14 protein-coding genes are annotated in these 14,116 nt (G+C 40.5%); all 14 read left to right on the top strand.

What is annotated here, in order from left to right; translation table 11 throughout:
- Positions 1-35: 35 nt before the first annotated feature.
- The 14 genes from KBF71_07805 to gloA all read left to right on the top strand — a co-directional run bounded on the left by KBF71_07805 (position 36) and on the right by gloA (position 13,964).
- Positions 36-2,057 carry a ComEC family competence protein gene (locus KBF71_07805; GenBank protein ID MBP9878217.1) on the top strand — a complete coding sequence of 674 codons (2,022 nt, stop codon included), beginning with the start codon at positions 36-38 and terminating at the stop codon, positions 2,055-2,057.
- Positions 2,058-2,153: 96 nt separating this feature from the next.
- The gene (locus KBF71_07810; protein MBP9878218.1) at positions 2,154-2,495 is read left to right on the top strand and encodes a type II toxin-antitoxin system RelE/ParE family toxin; all 342 of its coding nucleotides are present in this window, start codon (positions 2,154-2,156) and stop codon (positions 2,493-2,495) included.
- Positions 2,482-2,808 carry a putative addiction module antidote protein gene (locus KBF71_07815; GenBank protein ID MBP9878219.1) on the top strand — a complete coding sequence of 109 codons (327 nt, stop codon included), beginning with the start codon at positions 2,482-2,484 and terminating at the stop codon, positions 2,806-2,808. Before KBF71_07810 ends, KBF71_07815 begins: the two co-directional genes overlap by 14 nt.
- Before the next feature lie 123 nt (positions 2,809-2,931).
- Complete coding sequence (gene accB / locus KBF71_07820) at positions 2,932-3,411, top strand: acetyl-CoA carboxylase biotin carboxyl carrier protein (GenBank protein ID MBP9878220.1); 480 nt, start codon at positions 2,932-2,934, stop codon at positions 3,409-3,411.
- Between the two features lie 97 nt (positions 3,412-3,508).
- On the top strand, positions 3,509-4,867 hold the full coding sequence (gene accC, locus KBF71_07825) for an acetyl-CoA carboxylase biotin carboxylase subunit (GenBank protein MBP9878221.1): 1,359 nt from the start codon (positions 3,509-3,511) through the stop codon (positions 4,865-4,867).
- Between the two features lie 295 nt (positions 4,868-5,162).
- On the top strand, positions 5,163-5,435 hold the full coding sequence (locus tag KBF71_07830; protein MBP9878222.1) for a DUF1467 family protein: 273 nt from the start codon (positions 5,163-5,165) through the stop codon (positions 5,433-5,435).
- 11 nt (positions 5,436-5,446) lie between these two features.
- Positions 5,447-5,917: a hypothetical protein gene (locus KBF71_07835; protein ID MBP9878223.1), complete on the top strand. Its 471-nt coding sequence runs from the start codon at positions 5,447-5,449 to the stop codon at positions 5,915-5,917.
- Positions 5,917-6,369: a type II toxin-antitoxin system RatA family toxin gene (locus tag KBF71_07840; protein MBP9878224.1), complete on the top strand. Its 453-nt coding sequence runs from the start codon at positions 5,917-5,919 to the stop codon at positions 6,367-6,369. The genes KBF71_07835 and KBF71_07840 overlap by 1 nt, the downstream gene beginning before the upstream one ends.
- Before the next feature lie 246 nt (positions 6,370-6,615).
- Positions 6,616-7,236 carry an NYN domain-containing protein gene (locus KBF71_07845; GenBank protein ID MBP9878225.1) on the top strand — a complete coding sequence of 207 codons (621 nt, stop codon included), beginning with the start codon at positions 6,616-6,618 and terminating at the stop codon, positions 7,234-7,236.
- Positions 7,237-7,486: 250 nt separating this feature from the next.
- A complete protein-coding gene (locus KBF71_07850; protein ID MBP9878226.1) occupies positions 7,487-8,545 on the top strand; it encodes a hypothetical protein in 1,059 nt (352 codons plus the stop codon).
- Between the two features lie 69 nt (positions 8,546-8,614).
- Positions 8,615-9,076 (top strand): GatB/YqeY domain-containing protein, encoded by a 462-nt coding sequence (locus KBF71_07855; GenBank protein MBP9878227.1) that lies wholly within the window; start codon positions 8,615-8,617, stop codon positions 9,074-9,076.
- A gap of 240 nt (positions 9,077-9,316) precedes the next feature.
- On the top strand, positions 9,317-11,011 hold the full coding sequence (dnaG, locus tag KBF71_07860; protein ID MBP9878228.1) for a DNA primase: 1,695 nt from the start codon (positions 9,317-9,319) through the stop codon (positions 11,009-11,011).
- A 175-nt stretch (positions 11,012-11,186) separates the two neighbouring features.
- On the top strand, positions 11,187-13,349 hold the full coding sequence (rpoD, locus tag KBF71_07865; protein ID MBP9878229.1) for an RNA polymerase sigma factor RpoD: 2,163 nt from the start codon (positions 11,187-11,189) through the stop codon (positions 13,347-13,349).
- A 222-nt stretch (positions 13,350-13,571) separates the two neighbouring features.
- Positions 13,572-13,964, top strand: coding sequence for a lactoylglutathione lyase (gene gloA, locus KBF71_07870; GenBank protein MBP9878230.1), 393 nt, complete (start codon positions 13,572-13,574; stop codon positions 13,962-13,964).
- The last annotated feature ends 152 nt before the right edge of the window (positions 13,965-14,116 follow it).

Genomic DNA, 14,116 nt, shown 5'->3' on the forward strand with positions numbered 1-14,116 from the left:
GGGCATCCAGGAAATCTATCAATTAGGATAATGTAATGTATTGTTTTAAATGGATTCCTGCTTTCGCAGGAATGACAAGAAAACTAAAGGCCGCCTGTTCTGAACGCTTCTGGTCTGAGAGAGATCGTTTCTCACTCTGGATTCCTGTTTTTATCGGAATCGGAATTCTGTGCTATTTTTCTTTAAAAACAGAGCCTTCTGTGCACAGTTCGGTGATAGCAGGAATCTCTCTTTTTTCGATACTCATTGTGTTTTGGAAATATCAAAGATTTCAATTTTGTTTGAAGTTGCTTTGTTTGATCTATCTTGGATTTGTTGTCTCACAAATCAGAACAGCATGGATTGCAACACCTATTCTTAGTGCGGAGTACAAAGGTGTTGTGGAGGGAAATGTCGAGGAAATTGATCATCTGGAGAAAACGGCAAGACTCACCTTGTCTGATGTTTATCTCAGGAAAATCCCAAAGGATCAACGCCCGAAAAAGGTTCGCATCAGACTTTTAAATGGTGAGACAAATCTTCCAAAGCCAGGGCAGCGGGTGAGGGTCTATGGTGTGCTCTCTGCGCCATCGCCGCCCGCTTTGCCAGATGGATTTGATTTTCAGCGCTTTATGTATTTTAAATCAGTTGGGGCAGTTGGCTATGCTTTGGGTCATCCTGAAGAGGCTTGGCGTCCTGGAGTCAGCCATTTTTGGACATTTTTTAATAATATCAGAGAGGTGATTATCAAACGCATTCAGGCCTCATTAACTGCAGAGCGTGCTCAGGTCGCCATTGCTTTGCTGACAGGTGATAAGAATCCCATTTCTAAAGATCGGATGAATGACATTAGAGCCTCAGGTCTTGCTCATTTGCTTGCGATTTCGGGTCTTCATATATCACTTGTTGCAGGTCTTTTTTATGGCGCCATTCGCGGTGGCCTTGCGTTGTTTCCTAAGATTGCGCTTCGGTATCCGATTAAAAAATGGGCGATTATTGTTGGGTTTGCTGTCGCGGTTTTTTATATGTTTTTGGTTGGCGCTTCGATCCCAACTCAAAGAGCGAGTTTTATGCTTTTTTTGATTGTCCTTGCGATTTTAACGGATCGAGAAGCTATTACGATGCGCCTGGTCTGTCTGGCTGCAACCGTGATTCTGGTTTTTTTGCCTGAGAGTTTGCTGTCGCCCAGCTTTCAAATGTCTTTTGCCGCCGTTGCTTGCCTGGTGGCTTTCTATGAAAATTACAAAGCGAATCAATTTTTTATGGAGAGCTTTAATTCATTTTGGTCCAAAAGTCTTTTGTATGTCTTAGGTCTTTGGGTAACTTCATTTGTGTCAACTCTGGCAACAGCGCCTTTTTCTCTTTTTCATTTTAACACAGTGAGTCTTTATGGTGTTCTCGCCAATATGATTGCAGTTCCGGTAACAGCTTTTTGGGTGATGCCTGCTGGTATTGTTGCGCTGATGATGATGCCTCTAGGGTTTGAGACAGCGCCATTGTTGATAATGGGTTGGGGGATCGATGTGATTTTGCTGACAGCTAAATGGGTTGGAGATTTGCCTTATAGTTTGTTGATTTTAAAGAAGATGCCTGATTATGGTTTCGGCCTTGTTTTATTTGGTGGATTGTGGCTGATTTTATGGCAAAAGAAATGGCGCTATGCAGGTATTGTTCCAATTTTATTGGGTTTTTTGACTGTGATGACTTATCAAATTCCGGATATTGTGATTGCAGATAAAGGCAAGCTCGTTGGTTTCTATGGCCCAGACCAGAAGCTTTATTTAACAACAGTGAAACGCGATAAATTTATTGCGGATATTTGGATGAAAAGTTTTGGCCTTCAAGAAAAACATCCGCTTTGGACCTCGGAAAAACATGAAAAAAATCATGGGCCTTATTTGATCCGAGACGGAGAAAATGGGCTTGTTCTGCAGAATCAATCAGGTGATGAAATTTTGAATGTGAATAAGGTGATTGATCAATATCACCAAGGCAGCCAGATGATTTATTTAAAAAATGGACAGATTGAAATTATGACTGATCATGGCCTGAGAGGCCAAAGACCTTGGGTTTTTTAAAAGCTGGGCTATAGATTATTAAAGATGAATGCACAGTTTTTAGAACATTTGACAAATTGTCGCGAATAAGATACAATCAGAAAGGTAGTGTAGAGAGTGGTAAACTCAAAGGTTATAGAGATATATGAGGATGAGAAAGGCAATTGTCCATTTACTGAGTGGCTTGAAGGTTTGAAAGATTTGAAAGTTAAAAGCAGGATAATCAATAGATTGATGCGATTAGAGTTGGGTCAGTATGGTGATTATAAAGCGACATCTGCAGGTGTTAAAGAGTTGCGGTTTCATTTTGGGTCAGGCTATAGGATTTATTTTGGAGAGCTTAATGGTAGAATTATCATTTTATTGATTGGTGGCGATAAAGGTTCTCAAGATAAAGATATTGCTAAGGCTAAGGTTTATTGGAAAGATGTGCAGGAGAATAGAGATGGCAAAGTATAAGAAATTTAGAAATTATGTTGTTGATCAATTGAAAGATATTGAAAATGCTCGTCTATTTTTAGAGACGGCCTTAGAAGAGTATGATGAGGATCGTGATATTGATGCATTTAAATTAGCCCTAAGATATGTTGCAGAGGCTCAAGGTGGAATAACGGCTTTGGCAGAAAAATCAGGTTTAAATCGTCAAAATTTATATAAGGCTTTATCCGAATCTGGGAATCCGAGACTTAGTACTTTGGGTGATATTATACATGGTTTAGGCTTTAGGTTGTCTATTCAAGTGCTGCCTGCTCATATATCAAAGCATAGATGAAATCTCCCTTCATAATCAGTGTTAACTGGAGAAAAAGCTTGACAATTGAGATTAAAACGTTCATCTTCGGGAAATAGATTTTCAACAAAAGGAACCATAAATATGGAAAAGGAATTAATATCAATGAGTGATGCTAAAGACAAGCTTAAGTTGCAGTGGAATAAAGACTTAATCAGGGAAATCGCTGAAGTCCTTGATGAAACAGGTCTTTCAGAAATTGAGTACGAGGAAAATGATCGTCGTATTCGCCTTGTAAAACATTCATTAGATTATACTTATGCTCCGCAGCCAGCATCATATGGTGCACAGATTCAAGTGCCTCAAGCTGCAGCTCCTGCAGCAGCACCTGCTGTGGCTTCAGATAAAGCAGAAGATTGCCTTAAATCACCAATGGTTGGAACAGCCTATCTTTCTGCTGAACCAGGTGCTCAGCCATTTGTAACGGTTGGTCAAACAGTATCTCAAGGTCAAACAGTTCTTATTGTTGAAGCGATGAAAGTGATGAACGCGATTAAAGCTCATAAGGCTGGAACCATTCGCCGTATTGACGTTACAAACGGTCAACCAGTTGAGTTTAATCAAACACTCGTCGTGATTGAGTAATACCAAACAAAACCTCGCCTGATAAGATCTAGCGAGGTTTTTCAATTCATTGTAACGATCCATAATAATAGAATAGAACTAGAATGGGAGTGTTCCTGTGCTTAAGAAAATTTTGATTGCTAACCGCTCTGATGTTGCGCTGCGCATTATTCGTACTTGTCGTGAGATGGGCATTGCAACAGTTGCTGTGCATTCAGTGGCTGATGAAGATAGTATGCATGTTCGTCTTGCAGATGAAAGTGTTTGTATTGGTCCTGCACCATCTCGTGAGAGTTACTTGAATATTCCAGCGATTTTGACAGCAGCTTTAATTACGGGTGCAGATGCAATTCACCCTGGTATTGGCTTTTTGGCTGAAAACGAACAATTTGCTCAGATGGTTGAAGCTCATGGCCTTGTGTTTATTGGTCCTACGCCAGAACATATTCGTGTGATGGGTGATAAGGTTATGGCTAAGAAAACAGCCATTGAGACAGGTATTCCAACAGTCCCAGGATCCAAAGGTGCCGTTGATACGCTTGAAGATGCTCAGAAAAATGCAAAAGAAATTGGTTACCCTGTTTTGATCAAAGCAGCAGCCGGTGGTGGTGGTAAAGGCATGAAAGTTGCTGAAACCGCAGCTGATCTTGAAGAGGCCTTTAGATTCGCCCGCTCAGAAGCTAAAGCAGCTTTTGGAAATGATCAAGTTTACATGGAAAAATTCTTGAAAGATCCAAAGCATATCGAAGTACAGATTCTTGCTGACAGTCACGGAAATGTTGTTCACTTGGGTGAACGTGAGTGTTCTGTTCAACGTAAACACCAAAAAGTTGTTGAAGAAGCGCCTTCTCCAGTCATTACAGCGAAACAAAGAGCTGACATTGGTAAAAGAGCAGTTGATGCTTGTAAAGCGATTGGCTACCGTGGTGTTGGTACTATGGAGTTTCTCTATGAAAATGGTGAGTTTTACTTCATTGAGATGAACACACGTTTGCAAATTGAACATACAATCACAGAGATGATCACAGGCGTTGATCTTGTGCGTGAGCAGATCAAGGTAGCGTCAGGTCTTCCATTGTCCTTTAAACAGGATGATATCCGCTTTGAAGGTCATGCGATTGAGTGTCGAATTAATGCTGAAAATCCTGAGACATTTTTCCCATCACCGGGTGTGCTTAAAAATTATCACACACCAGGCGGTTTAGGGGTGCGTGTTGATAGTGCTTTGTACAGTGGCTACCGGATTCCGCCTCATTACGATAGTATGATTGCAAAATTAATTACGCATGCAAGCAATCGTGAAGATGCCATCCATAAAATGACAAGATCCTTAAGTGAATTTGTGATTGAGGGCGTTGAAACGATTATTCCGCTTCATCAACGTATCTTGCATCACCCGGAGTTTTTGTCAGGCGAATATACGATTAAATGGCTTGAAAAGATGCTTTCTGAGACAGCTTTGGCAAAATCTGCATAATTTTTCACACTTTTTTGTTAAAGTGTGTCATTCTAAGAATAAGAAAGATGAATAAGTAATAGATTAAGTGGATGCAAGCCAGTTATGCGTCTGTCACTCAGAGGGTTCTTTTGCGTCGTAGCGTAGCGAAGACAAAAGGGCCCGTGGAGTCTCATCAATCAGCAACACGTCACATTGCTTATTGATGATCTGCAGAGATTCCACGTCATACCCCTTAAGGGTATGACTCTGAATGACAAGGGTTTTGATTTTGCACATCACTTAGACTTTGAGGGTTTGAGAAGAAAGATAACTGATGGGACTTGTATCTGGCATAGCCATGTTTTTAGTGATCTGGTGGACAGTTATCTTTGCTGTATTGCCTTGGGGTGTTCGTGATGCAATTGGAGAAAATGCAGATGGGTTGGCATCTGGCGCTCCTAAAAAGCCTCAATTGCGGAAAAAGTTTTTGATGACAACAATTGCCGCCTCTGTGATCTGGCTCATTGTACACGCCTTGATCTATTTTCAGGTGATTGATATTCGGAAGCTTGCTCATCAAGTGGTTCATCAAGAACAGAGTCAATGAGGAGATTAGGGATGGGATCAGCTTGTAAAAGTGTTTTATTTTTATCGGTTTGTGTGCTTGTGTCGAGTGCCGATGCATTGTCGACTTTTGCGAATGAAGGTGTGCCAAACCTTTTGATGAGTCGTCCGGCTTGTGATTTTTTGGTGAATCATGTGCCGAATCCAGATGTTGCTTATTCCGAAGGGCTTGATGTAATTGGCCGGTCAGTTGCGCCTGCTGATCTGAATGCATCACCGATCAATAATTTCGGTAAAGAGCCATTTAATATGCCTCTCCAGTTTGAGATCACTCTTTTTGAAAAAGCATCCTTGCCAAACATCCTGCCTTTTGCTGAGATTAAAATGGATGTTGAAGATTTGGAGTACAGAAACGGTGAGGTGTACTTTCAAGGGCAGCCTATTTCACCTCAGTCGCAAGCAGCAATTGCTGAAAAATGTAAGGCAGCTAAAGCTCAGTCTGATGCGGATGGGTTAACAGATTAATGTATACCTATTCGGATGCAAAGCATATGCCTTATACAGCTCAGCAGATGTTTGAGTTGGTGAGCGATATCGAGAGCTATCAGGATTTTCTGCCCTGGTGCTTAGCCTCGCGCATTACAAAAAGACAAAAACTGAAGGATAGAGATATTCTGTCTGCGGATCTCTTGATTGGGTATAAGATGTTTCGTGAGACATACACATCACGTGTTGAGTTGATTAGAGGTGAGCAGACCTTTCAGGTGTTAGCGCAGAATCTGAATGGCCCCTTTAAAGAGATGAAAAACCATTGGACCATGATCGATAGGGTTGAGGGTGGATGTAATTTATCCTTTGATGTTGCCTTTGAGTTTAAGTCTTTTTTGTTGAATCAAATGATGTCTGTTTTTTTTCAAGAGGCAACGCAAAAGATGATCAGCTCTTTTGAAGCGCGGGCGAGAACTCTCTACGGTTAGACTAAATATAGGTATCTAATTACCAGAGGCATCTGTCTGAATCAATTTTGAAATCACAAATTCCTCTGTAATACTTAGCAATCTGCACTTTAATGTTTTAAAATAAAAGAGAAATTTGAAATTTTTTCATTGAAAAAAAAGAAAAATGACTGTAAAGTTAATTTCAATAATGGTGCTATGAAAACTGGAGCACGATTACTAAATAATAAAATATAAATTCATCATTAACATTTTGGGCTGAGAGATATGATATTTTACCAAGAAGAGAAGATCGCCATGTTTATAGATGGCGCAAACTTATATGCAACGGCGAGAACACTGGGATTCGACATTGATTATAAGCGTTTATTGAAAATTTTTGCATCAAAAGGACAACTCGTACGTGCATTTTATTACACTGCACTTGTCGAGGATCAAGAGTATTCACCAATTAGACCACTCGTTGATTGGCTAGACTATAACGGTTACACAATGGTAACCAAACCAACCAAAGAATACACAGATATTTCTGGTCGGAAAAAAATCAAAGGCAATATGGATATTGAACTTGCTATTGACGTTATGGAAATGTGTCAACATGTTGATCATATTATCCTTTTCTCTGGCGATGGAGATTTCACAAGGCTTGTTGAAGCAGCTCAACGCAGAGGCGTTCGTGTGACTGTTGTGAGCACAATTAGATCTCAACCGCCAATGGTTGCAGATGACTTGCGCCGTCAGGCAGATAACTTCCTTGATCTACATGATCTTGGCGATCACATTGCGCGTCAACCATCACAAAGTGGTGATCAGCCAGAAGAGATCGCAAGAGCAGAAGAAACTTTATCGAGAACAGCTCCTGTTGAAGAAGTTGCAGTGAACGGTTAAATAACCAACGCTATTTTTAAATGATCCAAATGGGTTTTAAAGGCGCAGCATTGTGCGTAATGAATAGTCGTATAAGAGCCTCTTTTTAGATCAACTTGTCTGATTTAATTTGGTGTTTGTGTTTAATCGATCCTTTCAAGAATTAAGTGAAGTTTAATTGCATCAGTGTAAAATTTGGTAGAGAGGAGACTTTCTACCAAATTTTTTTTGAGAGTTTTTTTAATGTCATGTTGAGTAGGGGAGAGGCATTATGGGGGTTGAACGTATTGGTGCAGCGAATGCGCTATTGGCTAATTTAGGCAGGGATTTTGATGATGTTGTATTGAATCAATTTCATGCCTTTAAAGTTGCAGGAACTTGTTTATCAGTTGTAAGTGATTTATTAATGCCAGTTGCACGAACCTCCTCAAAAGAAAATACAAGCATCGGGTTAAATCTTTTTCCACCAAATGTCTGGAAAAAGATTTTTAGCTATATGCGTCCCCTTGAGTTATTTAGGCTTTGCGTTACGGCAAAATGCTGGGGTAAAATTTTTGATTTCAGAAGCTGGAGAAATAGCCATATTCTGTTGTGGACAGAGGCGCAGAGATTAGTTTTCTATGATTTGTGTGTGCTCGATGTCCCTATCTATAGAAATCATTTGATGAAATATATTGATGCTAAAGATCCCTTAACCGTTGAAGAATTTAAGAGCATCAAGGCAGGTCTTTCAAAAACTGTCATTTGTCATCAAGTAAAGATCCAAACATCTGGTGATTTAAATGTTTTTGTTGCTGTGAATAGGTTGCCCCCACAAGTTGGGCCTGATTGTATTATCATGAGTGATGCTTTTCATGTGAGTCTCATTGAATTGCTTTTACAGAATATTCCATCAACAAAAGAGTTAATTCTTTTGCGAGCTAGTTTTGACCATTTGAATATTATTAGGGATTTGAAAAATCAATTAGCGAATTTAGATGCGCAAAAGGAGAAACTACACCTTGTGAATCTTGCAATGTTGAATATTGGGGAGATGTTATCGATTCAAAATGACCAAAATAGAATTCTGTCACTCATTCATCAGATGACGCTCAGAACCTATTTATCGGGTCAACAGACTGTTCGATATGAATTAGAAAAAGACTCTTTGCCGAATCTTGAAAGAGTGGGGTTGATTGCATCAAACTGTACCTTGAGTGATATTATGGCCTTAATTCAAATCGCTCCAAATTTAAAGGAAATTTATATAGAGAATTGTGTGTGTCTTGCTGATGCGGATCTTGAGTATTTATCTGCATTTGTAAAGATTTTATTCCCTAATCGTGATTGATCTTTTGAGATGAAATTTGCTAGTATAGTTGACGGCTTAATTTACAGCATTTAATGAAGGGAAAATCATATGTCATTACGCGAAAAAATCAAAGATTTAATGAAGGAGGCAATGAAGAGTGGTCAACAGAAGTCTGTTTCAACTTACAGAATGGTTATGGCAGCTTTAAAAGATAGAGATATTGACGCAAGAACACGCTCAATGCTTGATGGTATTCCCGATGAAGAAATTTTACAAATGCTGCAATCAATGATCAAGCAAAGACGTGATTCAATTGACATGTATAAAAAAGGCGGCAGAGAAGATCTTGCAACCCAAGAACAAGATGAAATTAATTTGATTGAAGATTTATTGCCAGCTCAAATGGATGAGGCTCAAATTCAGATTACAGCGGCTGCTGTGATTTCTGATATTGGCGCTGCTGGTATGAAAGATATGGGAAAAGTGATGGCTGTTCTGAAAGAGCGCCACCCTGGGGAAATGGATTTCGGTAAGGCAAGCCAGATTATCAAAACACTATTGGCTGGGTAAGGGTGCTGAGCTTGCTAATGGTTCAAAAAGCCGTCACTCAGAGGGCCCAAAGGGCCCGTGGAGTCTCGAATATATCAATTAGTACAGTGTTTGTTGATGTTGATAGAGATTCCACGCCACCTCTTAAGGAGGTGGCTCTGAATGACGATTTTAAATTTCCTAATAGGATTGTGGATGAGAGTTCAGCATGACGGTATAGAAGAATCGAATATGATGATGTTTAAAAGGTCAGATTAACAAATGTCAATTACGGCACATTTTTTGGATGAACTCAGAGACCGGGTAACACTCTCTGAGATTGTTGGACGGAAGGTCCTTCTGAAAAGGGCAGGTAGAGAGTTTAGTGGTCTCTGTCCCTTTCATCATGAAAAATCGCCAAGCTTTACGGTCAATGATCAAAAAGGATTTTATCATTGCTTTGGGTGTGGAGCGCACGGTGATGCGGTTAGGTTTTTAACCGATCATGACAATATGCACTTTCTGGATGCGGTTAGAATGCTCTGCGATGAAGCCGGTATGCAAATGCCCAAGTTTAAACCGGAAGATGCTGAAAAAGCAGATCTCAGTAAAATCTATTATGACATTATGGAGAAAACTTCTCTTTTCTTTGAGACGCAGCTTCAGGGCAGCCACGGTAAAAAAGCACTGCTCTATTGTGAAAAACGAGGATTGAATCAATCTGTCCGCGAGACTTATCGTCTAGGCTATGCGCCTCAGAAGGCCAGAATGCTTTATGAGTATTTGCGTGGTTTTGATTATGAGCAGAAGCATTTGATTGATCTGGGGCTGATTAAAATTTCAGAACGAGACGGGGAGCCTTTCAGTTTTTTTAGAGATCGTTTGATTTTTCCGGTCAAAAATCGTCAGGGAAAGATTGTTGCCTTTGGTGGACGCTTGCTGGAGGGTGAGGGTCCTAAATATATCAATTCGCCAGAAACGCCTATTTTTCATAAGGGGCATTTGTTTTATGGGGTGGATAGAGCTAATGCCTCATTGGTAAAGGGTGATAAGCTGATTATCTGTGAAGGATATTTGGATGTTATCGCGCTGAATCGGGCTGGATTCATGGGGGCAATGGCGCCCCTAGGAACTGCTTTGACAGAAGAGCAAATCGATCTTGTTTGGAAAATGAGCAAGAGCGATCAGAGCGGCCGAACACCTATCTTGTGTTTCGATGGTGATACAGCTGGTCAAAGAGCAGCTTTAAGAGCTGTTGATCGGATGTTGCCAAAATTAAAAGCAGGCTGTTCAGCTGATATTGTTTTTCTGCCAGCTGGAGAAGATCCGGATAGTCTTTATCAAAATCAGGGAGCGCAAGCTCTAAGGTCTGTTTTTCATCAGGCCAGAAATTTGGTTGATGTTCTTTGGGAGAGTTTGGCAAGCTCGGTGCCATTAAAAACGCCTGAGGATAAATCTCGATTCCAGAAAATGATTGAAGATAAGTGTGAGCAGATTCAAGATCAGCCGACAAAAAAGAATTATAAATCTGATTTGATGAGCCGCTTATTTGCTTTATTTAAACAGAAAAAATTGAAAAAGGATGATTCCGCTTACGGGAGTACAGGGCTTATGTTTCATGCAGGCTACCGGAAACAGACTCCTTTTAAAAATCCCAACAAGGCAAGAGAAGCGATTCTGTTCTTGATGATCTTAGACAGCATTGATGAGCCTGAAATCCATGCCTATGTGGAGCGATTATCGGCTTTGCAATTTTCAAGCGAGGATCTAGAAGAAATTCGCTTGCGTTTCCTTGACGTTTTTGATGATCATACCTATATAGATAAAGAAGCATTTTTTAAAGACCAGCTCGCAACGTTGCTAGAGGATAGTGAAGTTCATGATGCAGTGAAGAAAAATGCCCCTTTTCTTTTGGATAAATCAGCGATACAAAAGAGAGAAGAGGACATTTTGAGTCTTTTTGAGGCAATGTATTGATGTCATTATCAAAAAGACAAAATTCTCTGTGTAAAAATATTTCATAAAATGAAAGATCAGGTCTAGACAAGTGCAGGGAATATTCGGTATAATTTTAGATTGATTTTTCTATTCGCTTCCGTGAATGGGTTCTTATGAGTGGCACCTTGTGTCAGGTAAATTGAGGAAATAAAGTATGGCAAGTAAAACGAACGTCCAGGAAAAAGCGCCAGCAAAGAAGGTTCCAGCAAATAATGTTGGTGAGTCGCCGATTATGGACAATTTAACGCCCATTATTAAAAAATTGATGATTAAAGCTAAAAAGCGTGGTTTTGTGACTTATGATGAAATCAATGATGCCTTGCCTCCTGAGGAAACAGCCCCTGAGTTGATAGAAGAGACAATGGCTCTTTTCTCAGACATGGGCGTGAACATTGTTGAAGAGCCAGAAAATTTTGATGCAGAAGGTCTGCTTGATGAAGAAAGCCTTGAAAAAGAAGCTGAACTTGAAGCTGAATTAGAAGAGGAAGAGGGTGAAGAAGTCCTTGAAGCTGGTCGTACAGACGATCCGGTTCGGATGTATTTGCGCGAAATGGGTTCTGTTGAATTGCTCTCTCGTGAAGGTGAAATTGCGATTGCAAAGCGGATTGAAGCTGGTCGTGAGATGATGATTGGTGGTATTTGTGAATCTCCGCTCACCATTAATGCGATGCAGCAATGGTCAACTGCTTTGAAAGAAAACACAATTTTATTGCGTGATGTGATTGATCTTGAGGCAACTTATGACGATGCTGGCCCTGATGGAGCTGAGCTTGACGCTGATGATTTATTGATGCCAAAATCTCCGAAAAAAGATTTTAAAATCAAAATTGAAAAAGCTGATGCGGCAGAGGCAGCAGCTGACAAAGGCAGTAAGAAAAAATCAAAATCAAAAAAAGCTGAAGAGGCTGAGGTTGAGGCAGCGCCGAAACCAAAAGAAAAATCAGTGTCTTTAAAAACAAAGCCAGCTGATGGTGATGATGTGCTCGAAGAGGACGTTCTTGAAGATCCTGCTTTGGATGAAGAGGCTGATGAAGAAGATGAAACAAAGAACGTTTCATACTCAGCAATGGAAGAAGAATTATTGCCTCAAGTTCTTGAGACCTTTGATACCATTATGGCAAAATTCAAAGAATTAAAGACTTTGCAGAAAAAATTACAAAAGAATGCCAAAACACCTGGCGATGTGTCTTATACAGAAAATAAAGATTACAAAATGCTGCGCCATGAATTGGTAACGCATGTGAACACAATCAAATTGCACAACAATAAAATTGAAGAATTGGTGGGTGATTTGTATCAATTTAATAAAGCCTTGGTTGGTGCTGAAGGAAAATTGTTGCGTCTGGCTGTTGAAGCAAAAGTGAAGCGTGAAGAGTTTCTAGAGCATTACTTAGGCCGTGAGATGGATGACAATTGGTTATCATATCTCAAAGGCTTGAAGTCTAAAAACTGGGATAAGTTTTTGGAGAAAAGCACAAAGAAAGTTGATGAAATTCGCAAAGAAATTGACCAGGTTGCCAAAGATTCAACCATGTCGATTCCGGAATTTAGACGCATTGTGTCTATGGTTCAAAAGGGCGAAAGAGAAACCAGCAGAGCGAAAAAAGAAATGATCGAGGCGAACTTGCGTCTGGTGATTTCGATTGCGAAAAAATACACAAATCGTGGTTTACAATTCTTGGATCTGATTCAAGAGGGTAATATTGGCTTGATGAAAGCGGTTGATAAGTTTGAATATCGCAGAGGGTATAAATTCTCAACCTATGCGACATGGTGGATTCGTCAGGCAATCACACGGTCGATTGCAGACCAGGCGCGTACAATTCGTATTCCTGTTCACATGATTGAAACGATCAATAAGATTATTAGAACGCAGCGTCAAATGATGCATGAAATTGGCCGTGAGCCAACACCTGAGGAACTTGCTGAACGTCTCATGATGGGTGTTGATAAGGTTCGCAAAGTCTTGAAAATTGCCAAAGAGCCAATCAGTCTTGAAACGCCAGTGGGTGACGAAGATGATAGTCACTTGGGTGACTTCATTGAAGATAAGAATGCGATCTTGCCCGTTGATGCAGCGATTCATGGGAACCTGCGTGAAACAACGACACGCGTTCTGTCAACATTGACACCGCGTGAAGAGCGCGTTTTGCGCATGCGCTTTGGTATTGGTATGAATACAGATCATACGCTTGAAGAAGTGGGACAACAATTTACAGTAACCCGCGAGCGGATTCGTCAGATTGAAGCAAAGGCTTTGAGAAAGCTGAAGCACCCAAGCAGATCCCGGAAATTACGTAGCTTCCTTGATACGTAGGATAAGGTGCAAAATTAAATTTTTCGTCACTCAGAGGGCTCCTCGCGTCGTAGCCTTGGCGAAGACGGAAGAGCCCGTGGAGTCTCTGCAATCTCACTGCATTCATTGCATTATGTTTTTGCTTTTATAGGAGATTCCACGCCACCCCTTGTTGGGGGTGGCTCTGAATGACAGAAAGTATGTAATTTATATTTGATTCCAACAACCCAAAAGGACATAAAAATGACAAAGCCACGTTTTCTCCATACGATGATCCGGGTATTTGATCTCGATAGATCCATCGACTTCTACACAAAGCATATGGGCATGACCTTATTGTGCCGCAAGGATTACGAATCAGGGCGCTTCACCCTTGCTTTTGTCGGCTATGGTGATGAGAGTTCAGAAACTGTTCTTGAGTTAACCCACAATTGGGATCAAACAGAACCATATGTTTTAGGGTCAGCCTTTGGTCACATTGCTCTTGGCGTCAAAGATATTTATGAATTTTGTGATACTTGCGCAGCTGCAGGCATTAAGGTGACGCGTCCCCCTGGTCCGATGAAGCATGGCACAACAGTGATTGCCTTTATCGAAGATCCCGATGGATATAAAATAGAGCTGATTGAGCGGTAATTTTTACGTCATCCTATATTTTTGTCACCTCTCTCTCTCTCTCTCTCTCTCTCTCTCTCTCTCTCTCTCTCTCTTGTCATGCCTGCGAAAGCAGTCATCCAGGGATGTCTCAATATGAGTTGGCATAAGTTATTGTTTTAAGGTGGATCCCT

Source organism: Alphaproteobacteria bacterium, assembly GCA_018063245.1.
Taxonomy (GTDB): Bacteria; Pseudomonadota; Alphaproteobacteria; order JAGPBS01; family JAGPBS01; genus JAGPBS01.

Bases quoted from the DNA above. Each gene is read 5' to 3' on its own strand.
- KBF71_07855 (MBP9878227.1), top strand. From the start codon at position 8,615: ATGTCATTACGCGAAAAAATCAAAGATTTAATGAAGGAGGCAATGAAG.
- rpoD (MBP9878229.1), top strand. From the start codon at position 11,187: ATGGCAAGTAAAACGAACGTCCAGGAAAAAGCGCCAGCAAAGAAGGTT.
- gloA (MBP9878230.1), top strand. From the start codon at position 13,572: ATGACAAAGCCACGTTTTCTCCATACGATGATCCGGGTATTTGATCTC.
- KBF71_07815 (MBP9878219.1), top strand. From the start codon at position 2,482: ATGGCAAAGTATAAGAAATTTAGAAATTATGTTGTTGATCAATTGAAA.
- accB (MBP9878220.1), top strand. From the start codon at position 2,932: ATGAGTGATGCTAAAGACAAGCTTAAGTTGCAGTGGAATAAAGACTTA.
- KBF71_07830 (MBP9878222.1), top strand. From the start codon at position 5,163: ATGGGACTTGTATCTGGCATAGCCATGTTTTTAGTGATCTGGTGGACA.
- KBF71_07835 (MBP9878223.1), top strand. From the start codon at position 5,447: ATGGGATCAGCTTGTAAAAGTGTTTTATTTTTATCGGTTTGTGTGCTT.
- KBF71_07845 (MBP9878225.1), top strand. From the start codon at position 6,616: ATGATATTTTACCAAGAAGAGAAGATCGCCATGTTTATAGATGGCGCA.
- KBF71_07850 (MBP9878226.1), top strand. From the start codon at position 7,487: ATGGGGGTTGAACGTATTGGTGCAGCGAATGCGCTATTGGCTAATTTA.
- KBF71_07840 (MBP9878224.1), top strand. From the start codon at position 5,917: ATGTATACCTATTCGGATGCAAAGCATATGCCTTATACAGCTCAGCAG.
- KBF71_07805 (MBP9878217.1), top strand. From the start codon at position 36: ATGTATTGTTTTAAATGGATTCCTGCTTTCGCAGGAATGACAAGAAAA.
- dnaG (MBP9878228.1), top strand. From the start codon at position 9,317: ATGTCAATTACGGCACATTTTTTGGATGAACTCAGAGACCGGGTAACA.